An 11,844-nucleotide genomic window follows, 5' to 3' on the forward strand; every position below is an offset into this window, starting at 1 on the left:
CCTTCGAGCACGCGCAGCAGGGCGGGGGTGATCAGGATGGCCAGGAAGATGACCCCGAGCAGGCTCATCGGGATGGACATGCGTTCCCCGATCTCGTTGGCCTTGGCTTTCTCGGTGTTGAGCATGGCGGCGCGCATGCCGGCCGAGCGGGCCCGCAGGTTGGTGTAGACCTGGGCGTCTTGTTCCCCGGATAGGCGCATGATGTCGGCCAGGTCGTCCAGCTCGGGCAGGCCCAGCTCGCCGGCCAGGGCGTGTAGCGCCCCCCAGGGGGTCAGCCCGGACCAGCGGGTGCGGGCCAGCTCCTCGCCGAGGCGGCGAAAGGCCCAGCTGTCGCCGACCTGCGCGGCCACCTCCATGGCCTGGCGGGCGCCGGCGCCGCCGCGCCGCTCGAGGGCGACCAGGTCGATGTAGGCCCCCAGTGCCCGGGTGAACTCGGCGCGGGCCTTCTTCGCGTCATCGCGCACGTTGTGATCCGGCAGGAAGAACAGCAGTATCCCCAGGGCGATCGTGCCGATCGCGGGGATCGCGATCGGGACCGGCAGCCCGGCGATGGTCAACAGCCCGGTCAGCAGCGGCGGGATCAAGGTGCCGAGCAGGGCGTAGAGCAGTTTCTCCCCGTAGAAGCGGGACAGCGGGATCGCCATGATCGCCAGATCCCTGGCCGGCACGGTGCCCCAGGCGCCGGCCGGCAGGGTCTTGATCGCCCACCGCCCGACCCGCTCGCGCGAGTCCCCGCCGGTGTGCGCCTGTTCGCCGGCGGGCCGGCGGGCCCGCGGCGAGAGGCGCCGCAGCGCCTCGCCCAGGTCCGGGTCCGCCGGGGCGAGGCGCCAGATCAGCAGCGCGGCCCCGGCCCCGATCAGGGCCCCGGCGGCGATCGCCAGTTGCAGTCCGGTGGGCATCAGCGGGCCGCCTGCTTGGCGGCGGCGCCGATGAACCGGGGCAGCCGCTGCCCGGCCGCCATCCGTTTCATCCAGATCAAGGTGGCCACGTACAGTCCCAGCAGCAGGCTCAGCAGCACCTGCCCGAACGGTGAGCCGTAGGGGGCGACGTACTGGCCGGTGACCGCCAGGAAGGCGAGCACCCCGATGGTGATGATAGTGACCCAGCGGGCCGTCGAGCGCGGCTTGGCCCGGTCGGACTCGATCTCGCGGCGGGCGCGCACATCGGCCGCGACGGACTCCGCGAGGGCCTCGAGCACGCTGGCCACCCCGGGCCCGCGGCGGCGGGCGGCCAGGATCAGGTTGCCGGCGATCAGGTCCCCGGTGGCATCATCCAGCTCGTCGGCGAAGACGCGCAGCGCGTCCTCGGTGGCCCACCTTGCCCGCAGCCGTGCGGCCAGCCGGGCCACCTCGGCCCGCAGCTGGCTCGGGGTCGAACGCAAGGTGGCGATCAGGGCCTGCTCCAGGCCGACGCCGGCGGTCAGGATCCCGGCCAGGGACCGGGTCCACTCCTCCATCGCCTCGAGCCGCTCGACCCGCGCGGCCGACTCTGGCGAGGAGAGCAGGTAGGGCAGCCCGGCCGCCGCGGCCGGCACGATCAGGGCCGCGAGCAGCCACCCGGTGGCCAGCGCGATCAGCACCCCGGCCGCCAGCCCGGCCGCCAGCAGCCGGCGGGTGCGCACGCTCAAGGCCCGGTACCGGCGGGAGAGCCCCGCCAGCAGGCGGGCGCGGGCCGGGCTCGGCGCGCCGGTGGTGCTCGTGGGTGTTAGGCGCGTCCCGGCGGCGATCCCGAGCAGCCCGGCGGTCAGTAGCGCCCCGGCCAGGGCCGCGACCAGCGCGCTCATGAGGCGGCCTGCCCGGACTGGGTGAGGAACCCGGGCAGGTCGAAGCCCCACAGTTCCAGCTCCCGGTGCTCATCTGGCATCACGTCCGCGGTCGCGGTCCGGGCCCTGGGCGCGGCCTTGAACACCGAGGTGATCGCGTAGCCGGCCTCGCGTTCGCCGGGGGCCACCGTGATGATCTCAGAGACCCAGCGGGCCAGCTGGGCCGAACCGTCCGGCAGTTCGGTCTTGTCCAACGCCAGGTGCACCACGATGTCGATGTTCGCGGCCAGCTGCCGGGTGGCGTACTCGTAGGTGATCTGCGGGCCGGCCTCCAGCGCGCAGGTGACCAGCTTGCCGATCGCGCCGGCGGCGCTGCGGGCGTGCGTGGTCGAGATGGACCCGTTGGAGGACTCCATCGCCTTGAACATGGCCAGGATCTCCGGGCCGGTGACCTCCCCGACGATCTGGCGGCTGAGGTTGAACTTGAACGAGTCGACCAGCGCGTCGGCCAAGGTGAACTCCCCGGCGGCCCGCCCGTCGGGGCCGCGTTCGCCGAACCCGGGGCGCGCCTCCCACGGGAAGACGATGTCGTGCTGCTCGCTCAGCTCGTGCAGGTGCAGCTCGTAGACGCTCTCGAAGGTGCCGATGATCTCCCTCCTGGGGATCTCGGCGCACAGGGCCCGCGCGAACGTGGTCTTGCCGGCCCCTTGCGGCCCGGAGACCACGATGCTTCGCCCGGCCTTGACCGCCGCGGCCAGGAAGGAGGCTGCGGTCTCGCTCAGGGCGCCGAGGCCGACCAGGTCGGCGAAGGTGACCCGGCGCAGCCGGTGCCGGCGGATCACCACCGACGGGAACGGGTGCACCCACGCGGTGGCGGCCAGCCGGGAGCCGTCATCGAGGCGAAGATGCAGCCGCGGCTGCGACTCGCTGAACGGGCGCGCGTTCGCCTCCGAGCGGGAGGCCAGGAACACCAGGAAGTCGATCAGCTCCTGGTTGCTGGAGGCCACCGGCGGGCCCTTGACCAGCCGCCCGCCGACCAGCTCGAGCCACACCCCATCGCAGCCGGCGATGATGATGTTCTCCACCCGCTGGTCATCGACCAGCGGCTGCAACCGGCCCAGCCCGAACAGGGCCGCGTCCAACGCGCCGGCCATCGCCTGCTGCTCGGCCAAGCTCCAGGAGTGCTGCCCGGCGCTGACCCGCGCCGAGCACTCATCGGCCAGCAGCGCCGCGATGATCTCGCGGCCCCGCTCGCGCTGCTGCTGCCCGGACAGGTGCCCCCGCTGATCGCCGATCACCGCGCTGAGCCGGTCCGAGGCCTGCCGGCGCAAGGTCGCGACCAGGTCCCAGTCCAGGCCCTCGTCATAGCCGCGCCCGGCAGCACCCAGCCCCACCGGATCCACCGGATCCGCCGGGACGCCGGGCTCGCTCCCGGCCGGGGCCGGGGCCTGCTCGCGGTCCCCGCGGCCGCCGGGCTGGTTCTCCCGACCGCCTGGCTGGTTCTCCCGGCTGCCTGGGTGCATCGTGAACGAGCCGCGGACCCGGCCCGGGCGCGGCGGGGCCGCGAACAGCGGCAGCGCCGTCGGGTCAGCCGGCCCGGCCGGGCCGGTGGGGCTCGCCTGCGCGTGGCGCTGCTGGTTGTCGCTGATGCTCACATCGGCCTCCCGGCCGCCGGCGCCGGCAGCTCCGCGCGGCCGGCCGCCACCGCTGTCTCGATGCCGGCCCGGGCCGCCTTGAGGCTGCGCACCAGCACGCAGGAGTCGAACCGGCGCGGCGCGGGACCGCCCTTGGCGAACACCCGCGCGGCCGGCTCGTCCCAGGCCACCGTGGCGGTCACCGGAACCTGCAACACCTTGCGGACCTCGCGCGGGCCGTACGGCTCGCCCTGGCCGACCATCAGCAGCCCCAGCGACGAGGCCCCTCCGACGCTCTCGAACCCGGCCCGCAGCGTCTCGGCCCAGGACCGCGCCCCGGAGAGGGAGACCAGATCCGAGCGGGTCGTGATCAGGCACAGGTCCGCCGCGTACAGCAGCGGCTCGGGCCAGCCGGCCAGGCCGAGCCGGCCGGCATCGACGATCACGTCCTGGCCGGTGCGCTCCAGCCCCTTCAGCACCGCGGTCAGCGGCTGCCACAGCGGCGCCAGGGCGCGGGCCTGGGTGTGCGAGCGGGTGCCGGGCAGCAGCGACACTTCGGTGCCCTCGATCCCGATCGTCGCCTGCGCCAGCGCCTCGCCCAGGCGCCCCTCCCGGTGCGCCAGCGCCAGCTCGATCAGCGAATCGGTCGGGGCGGTGCGCCCGCGCAGGTACCCGGCCAGGATCGAGGAGCCGCCGGTCGGGTCGGCCTCGACCAGCAGCACCGGCCGGGCCCAGGTCAGCGCCAGCCCGAGCGCGGTCGCCGTCACCCCCGGCGAGCCGGAGGCCGAGGTCAGCACGATCAACGCCATCCCGGCTCAGCGCTCCCTCGGGTCAAGGACCATCGCGACCCGCCCGGTCGCGGCCCGGGCCGCCAGCTCGCCCGCCTTCTCCTGCTCCACCAGCACCGCCACCACGGTCTTGCCCTGCTCCGCGCCCGGGTAGAGCCCGACCACGCTAGCGCCGATCTGCACCTGCCGGCCCGCGGCGACCTCACCATCGGGGCCGGGGGTGCTGACCACCCGCACCCGATCCCCGGCCCGCAGCGGCTCCCCCGGCATCAGCGAGGCCGGCAGCGCGACACCCACCACCGACTTGCCGGCCGGCGGCAGCACCCCCGGGGCGACATCCTGCGCGGTGATCAGGCTCCCGGCGGACATGTCCATCGCCGCGCGCTGACCCACCAAGGCCGCCAGATCCCGGCCCGGCACCGGCCTCAAACCGGGGTCGACCCCCACCTGCACGATCATCAGATCCTGCGCCGTGATGACCTGACCGCGGGTGATCGTGTTCCTGGCCGCGATCACCGAGCGGGCATCGCTGATCGAGGTCCAGGTCCACACCCCCAGCAGCGCGCCCAGACACACCGCGGCCACCGAGGCGGCCACCAGCATCGGTCGGCGCCGCAGCCTCGGCGCCGGCTCGACGGCCTCGACCCGCTCCCCCACACCAGGCGCCGTGCGGCCCCGGGCCTGCGGACCGGACCGGCCAGCCGTCTCGGGCCCCGCCGCCGTTGTCGTCATCCCAGCTCTTCCCATCGTTGCCGTCACTGGCTAAGCACCTGCGCCTCACCCATCGTGATGTTCGTGCTCCGCGTGAAATCCAGCGGGATCACCCCGCTCTGCCCGATCCCGCTCCAGGTCACCCTCCAGTAGCTGGTCGCCGACACGGTGTACCTGCCCTGCCGGGTGTAGGTGTGCCCGCAGTCCGGGCTCGACCTCTTCCCGTACGAATCCGCATACGGGGTGCCCTTCGAGGTGCACACCACCTGGAAGCCGTCTCCCATGTTCCAGGCGATCTTGTTGACCTTGGCTACCGCCACCACGGTGTAGCCTCCGGCGGACGCGCTACGGGTGATCGGACCCCACGTGTTCTCAGTGGGGTTCTCCACCCACATCCACGTCGGCATGCCAATGATCCCGATGCTTCCCGCGCCCGATTCGGGCACGATCCCCGGCGTAATTGCCTTCAGCCGCATCGAGGCAACCGCCTGCTGGGCGAGTTGACGCGGATCTGGAGGAGGCGGGGCCGGCGCTGACGCCGCCCAAAACAACACACGGCGCCCAGCGATGAAGAACCCCCTTCCCACGTGCGGCGGCTCATCACAGCCGTAGATCGCCCCGTCACTGTGGTCTTCCCAGATCGGGTCTGACTTCGCCGGTTGGGGATCGGCCAGTCCTGTAGGCATGCACAACACTCCGTCGATCTCAACCAGGCTAGGTCGTCCACCAGCACTGGAACTGCCACCCCCACCGCCCTCAATAGCGTCCGATCGACTCCCACTCAAGACTGCCGACCCACCGCCCACACCGGCCCAGATGAGGCAAATCCCTTTGTCGTTGTACTTCTTGCATACCGGCGCACTCGCTTGTGCCGACACGTACCCCGGTCCGGTACCCATGGTCGCGGCGATGACTACAGCCAAGACGCGAACCGCTAGCACTTGTCTCTCTTCGGTTGTACGTAGCCGACCCGCCAACCATCGGGGTTCGGGTACTCATAGTTGACGACGCCTAGCAGCCGCAACCCTGTCGGCTTACGACTGGCCGGCACGACGGATTTTCCGTCCTTATCCACGACGTTGACCGAGGAGACGTCGTAGCAGACCATAAACTGCACATACGGGATCGTCGGAGGTGAGGACTTCGGGTCCTTCGCAAGGTCTGTCTTCACGTGTGTGACCGACTTGAGCTTGGTCTCCCCCGTGAGGTGGATCCCCTGCGTCTTTGCCGAGTTGAGGGCGTTGATGTTCTCGACCAGCGCCGTCCCGGTCGACGATTCCTTGAAGAACTCCTCGCTCGTCTGGGAGGGGTCATAGAGTCCTCGGTCCGAGTCGTGATAGTACTTCGCCACCATCTCTCTTGCCTGCTCCTGAGCAACCTGCTCAGGACTCTGACCCGCCGTGGTCATCATCGGCGCACTGATGCTGGCGGGCGGGGAGGATGACGTAGCGGGAGTCGTCGCCGGAGCTGACTCCGCCGTGCATGCAGCAAGTACCGTCACGGCAACCACAGCAACCACAGCAGCTACGGCGGCTCCTGGACGCTTCCGGGTCATGTCCCTACTCCTTGTCTCTTTGGCCAAAAGACCGCGCCACACCTTCAGGCGATCACTCTGCGCCAAAGTAGAAGCAATGACACTAGCGCATATTGCTCGTACCCACGAAGTGTGCTCCTCCTGGTTGTGCGTACGGCCTCACTCACGACCCCCCTCTCCCCTCTCTGCCCCTCGGCCGCTGGGCTGTCTCATGCCTCACAAGAGCGGCTTCGATGCTGCACCGGCATATGGGATCACATCGCAGGCGACTATGCAGAGTGGGCGGTGTGTCGCTCTGTTCAGGCCCGGCCCCCACCCCAGTCCTGCCGGTACAGGTCACGGCTGCGGATGAAGCCCCGTTCGACGTCCGTGATCTCTGCTGACATGGCGGCTGCGACTCGTTCGAGAACCTGTGCGGGAGGGATGCGTTCGATGCGTCCGGCTTCCCAGCGCTGGATGTTGGCCACCGACATGTGCATCCGGCGAGCAAATTCGCGTGCGCTAAGGCCCGCCAAGACACGCATCCGTCGCAGGTCGGCGGGGCCGTGATCTGGGGTCAGCAGGGCGGTGGGTGCTACCTCGAGAACGTCAGCCAACCGTATGAGCATGCGCGGGCGAGGCGTCGACATGCCCAGTTCCCAGCGAGAGATGCGTTCACCGCCGGCGACACCGACAAGACGAGCCAGCTGGTGCTGGGTGAGACCCTGACGTTCCCGGGCAGCCCGCAGCACGTCCGGATTGAGGGTGGGGTCTGGGCGGCGCATCGAGGCCCCAGCCTATGTGCCCCCTTATCGGACGTTCGAGCATGGACCGGGATCACACTCATCACGCTCTGCCGCGTGTTGCCGCGAGCTGTCCAGCCTCGGCCACCGCCTGGTCATCTCCCCTCGGTGGCAACCTCGAGTGCGGCGATAACTACGATCGTCGCAGTCACGTGCGCGTCGTCGGCAGGCAGGTCCGAGTCGGTGACCGCGGCCGCCGCCGCGCCGCGGGTCTGGGCAAACGTATCCTGCTCATCAAGGGTGAACCGCGCCGTGACCTGGGTCGCGCCCCTCCCCCGCCTGTTCGGGCCGCGCGGCACGAGCCCGTCGGCTGGACGCAGTTGACGCAGAACCTCGTCAACCACCTCCTGCTGACGGGTCTGACAGGTCCACGCGACAAGCTGGCCCCAGGAGGGCTTGCCGCGGCCCTTGACGAGCTCTTCGGCCCGGTCGTAGAGCTCGACGGGCACGCGCGCCGGGGTGGCTGTGATCTTGCTTATCGCTACGGGACGGCCACCGACGCCCCGTGGCCGGCTCGCATGTGTGAGCGGCTCGACGGCCTCAGGCATGGGTACGAGCCGCTCCACGGGGGTTGCAGGCGTTGCCGCAGCAGTCGAGCCTGGCGCCGGCAAGGCAGTAACGCGGGGCAGCAGCTCGCCCAACGCCGGCGCGCCCTGGGCTTCGTCGCGGTCAGTGCGACTGGGGTCGAAAACGTTGGAGCGGACGCGCCTAGCCATGGCTGAGCTCCTTGGCGCCGATGCGGGTGAGGATCTCACGGGTCAGGGCCTCGTAGTCGCTGGCCAACGCGGCACCGGCATTCTTGCTCGTCGACCACCAAGCGTCCTGGTCCCCGCGCTGCTTCTCGCCACGGGCCCGCCGTCGCAGGTCGGCCAGCCGGGACTTGCGCTGTGTAATGGCCTCGACAGCCACGTCCTGGGCGCTCATGCCGTGGCGCCGGGCATCGATGGAGTTGGCGTCGTTGTAGCGGATCATGGCCTGAAAGGGCTCCCCTGCATCGCCTAAGGCATCGCCTAGTTCGGAGCGAATAGCAGCGTTCCTCGCGGTGGCCTGATGGTTCACCTTGGTTAGGACAGCGCCGAGGAACTCGATCTCGGCGCCGGCCTGCTTGGCGGCCGCATAGCGGGCACCCATCTTGTCCACTCCCGCGAAGCTGGCCTCGTCGCTGATAGTGGGGACGACGAGCCAGCGGCTGGCGCGCAGGTAGGCATCAAGTAGGCGGGTGTCGCCTGGGCCGGTGTCGATCAGGACCAGGTCGTAGCCCTTCTCGGTGCAGAGGGCGCCCAACGACGCGCGCAGGTTGTCCTCCAGGCTCACCTCCGCGCCTGGCGTCGAGGCAGCGCCGAGGGCACCCTGTAGCTCCGCTCCCCCGCAGATCACGTCGACGCCGAGCTCGTGGACCACCGGTTGGAGAGGTGTGCCGTACTGCATGGCCATCGCCAGCGACCGGCCGCGGTCGGTCGCAAGGCCGAAGTCGATCTCGGATAGATTGCCCTGTGGGTCCCCATCCACGACGGCGACGCGATACCCAGCCGCCGTGGCCACAGCCGCCACATTGCGACAGACCGACGACTTGAGCACGCCGCCTTTCCGGTTGGCCACCGTAACGACCCGCCGCAGCGAGTTAGTCCACTCATCCATGTGGACATAGTTATCGCGTTCCCGATGCTCGTGCACGTGCGACACACCCTGTCATCCATTCTCATTATGACGAAGCGATCGGCCATGTTGGTCTTGATCTGGGATCATCCCTTCTGCCGTCTAGCCGTCCGTATGTAGTGCTGTATGTAGTGCTGTATGTAGGTTCATATACCGTCCCGGCATACCCTACATCCCTGTACGCAGACAGTTGCCGTGACGTGCCCGCAGCACTAGCACCCGACTGCACCCTGCACTGAATGTTCCCGTCTCAATGTCCCCATCCAGGAGCGGGACGCATGAGAGAGAACCCGTTTGCGAGACCTTGGAGGCACCAGGCTTAGAGGCTCTGAGCAAGCGTCACCCTCGGGGCGGGTGTTGTCCGTCGTTGGTCTTGCAGACGAAGGCCGTCACTGAGAATGCGGACGCAGATCGGCGGGTTGGTCGGCATGGTGAAGGGGCTGCTCAGTGTCAAGGCCATTGGTTTCTGCCCAGGGGCGGTCGTGAAACCTGCCCCCGGCGACGGTTATGAGAACTGCCCGGTGGTGGCCACCACCGGCCCGGGTGCTCAGTTCAACGGGCTCACCCCCTGACCGGCGAGGGCATTGGGGCAGGCGCACGCTCTCGTCGGTGGTCTGGCACACGTGGGCGGTGGTCGGCATGGTGACGGCTGGTTTCGGGCATGCCGATACGCCGCCAGCTGGATGTTCAGGCGGGGGACGGGGCCAGTAGCCGGCCGCGTGCGTACAAGCCGATCAGCGACCAGGGCGAGTCGGTGCAGCCGGAACGTTCCCGGGCGCAGCGAGCCGGGGCGTTGAGCGCGTGCCACAGCGTCGGCTTGGACGCCGGCTTGGGCGTGGCCAGCAGCTGGGGGTCCAAGCGCTTCTTCGATCACCGCGACTTAGAATGGGGGCTCGGCATCCAGTGGTTCTTCGTCGTCGATGCGGTGGCCGCGGACGCTGGGGGGGCAGTCGGGGCACGGGGCAACGGTGTCCTGGTCGATGCGGATCCAGCCGTGGTCGCAGTCGGTGCGGGTGCACGGGGGCGCCTCAAAGGCGGGGGCGTCCGGGTGGTCGGCGGTCTCGTCGAGGCCGCGTAGCAGCCCGGCCAGTACGACCGCGGGACGGGTGGCGATCCGGTCGGAGCGCAGCGGGCTGGTGATGCCGCGTCGTAGCGCCTGATCGGCCAACGCCAGGATGATGTGCTGCGCGTCCCAGGGGGTGGCCGCGGTGGCGAACCGGGTCAGCGCCGGGGCGCAGCGGGCCGGTGATTCGCCGGCCAGCCAGGCCAGCCGGGCGCACAGCTGGCCGGCCAGGCGTCGACCCGGGGTTCGATGACGCCGGGCTGGGCCGCGTTGTCGTGGCCGCGACGGAGTCGTGTCCGTTCGATCGCCGCTTGCGGCGTGAGTGGGGGAATGATTTCCGCGGGTTTTCCCAGTGGTAGCCCTACCACTGGTAGGGGTAACGAGGTCCACAACCGGGGCCAGGCGCTGGGCCGGTAGCGGGATGGTGAAGGCCACCTCGGTGGATAGCCCGCGCTGGGCCGAGCCGCGGCGGCGGGCCGCGGTGGATTCGGCGAGGGTTAGCATCCGCCCGGCCATCACCACCACCTCCAGTCCGATCCGGCGGGCGGCGCGCTGGCAGCGGTGCACCGTGTTGATCGCCGCGTCCAGCACGCTGGCCAGCACCTTGGGACGCACGATGCAGCGCCGCCCGGTGCGCGCCTGCGCGTACCCGGTGCGCACCCGCAGATACTCCAACAGCAGCGCTGCTGAGACCTGCTCCTCGGCCAGCACCTGCGCGTGCTTGGCCAGCACCAGCTTGGCCACGGCCAGGAACACGTGCCGGCCCGCCCAAGCCGGGATCGTGCAGTACGCGCCCGGTGGTGCGATCGTGTGATGACCACGGTGCGCGTTCGAGGCGCCCCGATCGCGCTGGTGCCAGCGCGGCAGGCACGAGGTGTCATGCAGACACCTCGCGCGCACATAGGCGGCGTGCTCCGGGGCACAGACCCGGTGCGCCAGCACCGCGCGGGTGCGAGCCGTCTGCGAAGGCGTGGGAACAGACACGCCGAGATCGGCGTCCGCCGAGATGGTTGCATGCCCCAGGGCATGCGCTATTGTGGGCAGCACAAAGGTACTCCTCGTCCCGGGAGTTCAAACTGGTCGGACCGACTTAGGCATCGGTCCTATGACTTTCAGAGAAGCTCGCGGTTGGCGCCGCGGGCTCTCTGCTTTGTCAGGGCACTGCCCTGAGACTCATGAGGCTCGTAGATCAAGCTCCTCTTGTTGACCAACGTGAATCGGCCCATCCCACCACCTTGGGATACCCCGATCATCGAGTTCGAGGTGTCGGATGATCTCCTCGATGACGACGTTCTTGCGGCAACCCGTGGCGGCAGCGATCACATCAATCGTGCGTTTGGTTTCGATGGTCACATCGCTGTAGAGCGGGACCGTCTGAACACCGCGGCGTTTTGTACGAGGAGCCATGAGCCCGACGCTAGCGTGAAGCAGGGGATATCCATATGAAGCTCGCGGCGTGTCGTCACGTGGGACTGCTAACGGTGCCGGACTCATTGTGAACCCCTCGTGGCAGGCGATCGCGTTTCTGACGGGGCGTGTAGCCGTCACTGTCCGGCGGGGCGGCGGGTTCGGGTGCCTCGGGCTTGCGCATCTGCACGACGTGCCGCGTCAGCCTGTCTGTCAGGACGCGAACGTTGAAACTGTGGCCCAGAACTGTCCACGTCCCGCTCCACGAACTCATGCAGCGCCAGCGGTCGACCAGCCGTGTCTTCACCGCTGGCGGCGGGGTTGTGGCGCGTTGGGTGCGAGGGTGGGTGGTTGATGGTTGGGGCGTGATTTGCTGCTGTTTGCCTCGGTTTCGTGGTGATGGTGTTTTGCGCGTGGGGTTTGGTCGAGGGAGGCTGCGGCGTTCATGGCGGTGGTGCTGGCGTGGATGGTGTGCTCGGCGGGGGCGGTGAGGGTCGCCGGGACGGG

14 protein-coding genes are annotated in these 11,844 nt (G+C 69.6%); 1 reads left to right on the forward strand and 13 read right to left on the reverse strand.

All coding sequences use genetic code 11. The features are described 5' to 3' along the window. From L0H79_RS16145 to L0H79_RS16190, 10 genes are all read right to left on the reverse strand, one after another. Positions 1–899, reverse strand: an 899-nt coding sequence (locus tag L0H79_RS16145; RefSeq protein WP_301485660.1) for a type II secretion system F family protein, incomplete at its 3' end; no start/stop codon positions are given. Further along, positions 899–1,783 (reverse strand): type II secretion system F family protein, encoded by an 885-nt coding sequence (locus L0H79_RS16150; RefSeq protein ID WP_301485661.1) that lies wholly within the window; start codon positions 1,781–1,783, stop codon positions 899–901. The genes L0H79_RS16145 and L0H79_RS16150, both read right to left, overlap by 1 nt. Next, positions 1,780–3,417 carry a CpaF family protein gene (locus L0H79_RS16155; RefSeq protein WP_301485662.1) on the reverse strand — a complete coding sequence of 546 codons (1,638 nt, stop codon included), beginning with the start codon at positions 3,415–3,417 and terminating at the stop codon, positions 1,780–1,782. The genes L0H79_RS16150 and L0H79_RS16155 overlap by 4 nt, the downstream gene beginning before the upstream one ends. Further along, positions 3,414–4,205, reverse strand: coding sequence for a hypothetical protein (locus L0H79_RS16160; RefSeq protein ID WP_301485663.1), 792 nt, complete (start codon positions 4,203–4,205; stop codon positions 3,414–3,416). Before L0H79_RS16160 ends, L0H79_RS16155 begins: the two co-directional genes overlap by 4 nt. 6 nt (positions 4,206–4,211) lie before the next feature. After that, positions 4,212–4,916: an SAF domain-containing protein gene (locus tag L0H79_RS16165; protein WP_301485664.1), complete on the reverse strand. Its 705-nt coding sequence runs from the start codon at positions 4,914–4,916 to the stop codon at positions 4,212–4,214. 23 nt (positions 4,917–4,939) lie between these two features. Next, positions 4,940–5,581, reverse strand: coding sequence for a hypothetical protein (locus L0H79_RS16170; protein ID WP_301485665.1), 642 nt, complete (start codon positions 5,579–5,581; stop codon positions 4,940–4,942). A 248-nt stretch (positions 5,582–5,829) separates the two neighbouring features. Beyond that, complete coding sequence (locus L0H79_RS16175) at positions 5,830–6,450, reverse strand: hypothetical protein (protein WP_301485666.1); 621 nt, start codon at positions 6,448–6,450, stop codon at positions 5,830–5,832. Between the two features lie 278 nt (positions 6,451–6,728). After that, entirely contained in the window at positions 6,729–7,193 is a 465-nt protein-coding gene (locus L0H79_RS16180; protein WP_301485667.1) for a helix-turn-helix transcriptional regulator, read from the reverse strand. 113 nt (positions 7,194–7,306) lie between these two features. After that, positions 7,307–7,660, reverse strand: a complete 354-nt coding sequence (locus L0H79_RS16185) for a hypothetical protein (protein ID WP_301485668.1) — start codon at positions 7,658–7,660, stop codon at positions 7,307–7,309. Between the two features lie 259 nt (positions 7,661–7,919). After that, positions 7,920–8,885: a ParA family protein gene (locus L0H79_RS16190; protein WP_301485669.1), complete on the reverse strand. Its 966-nt coding sequence runs from the start codon at positions 8,883–8,885 to the stop codon at positions 7,920–7,922. A 380-nt stretch (positions 8,886–9,265) separates the two neighbouring features. Here L0H79_RS16190 and L0H79_RS16195 point away from each other — a divergent pair, with 380 nt between their 5' ends. Further along, on the forward strand, positions 9,266–9,439 hold the full coding sequence (locus tag L0H79_RS16195; RefSeq protein WP_301485670.1) for a hypothetical protein: 174 nt from the start codon (positions 9,266–9,268) through the stop codon (positions 9,437–9,439). Positions 9,440–9,747: 308 nt separating this feature from the next. Here the strand turns inward: L0H79_RS16195 and L0H79_RS16200 are convergent, their stop codons facing one another. The 3 genes from L0H79_RS16200 to L0H79_RS16210 all read right to left on the reverse strand — a co-directional run. After that, positions 9,748–10,977 (reverse strand): hypothetical protein, encoded by a 1,230-nt coding sequence (locus tag L0H79_RS16200; protein WP_301485671.1) that lies wholly within the window; start codon positions 10,975–10,977, stop codon positions 9,748–9,750. Positions 10,978–11,103: 126 nt separating this feature from the next. Continuing rightward, entirely contained in the window at positions 11,104–11,337 is a 234-nt protein-coding gene (locus L0H79_RS16205; protein WP_301485672.1) for a hypothetical protein, read from the reverse strand. A gap of 303 nt (positions 11,338–11,640) precedes the next feature. Then, on the reverse strand, positions 11,641–11,844 hold a 204-nt coding region (locus L0H79_RS16210), incomplete at its 5' end, for a hypothetical protein (RefSeq protein WP_301485673.1).

The organism is Intrasporangium sp., from assembly GCF_030452765.1.
In the GTDB taxonomy this organism is placed as follows: domain Bacteria; phylum Actinomycetota; class Actinomycetes; order Actinomycetales; family Dermatophilaceae; genus Intrasporangium_A.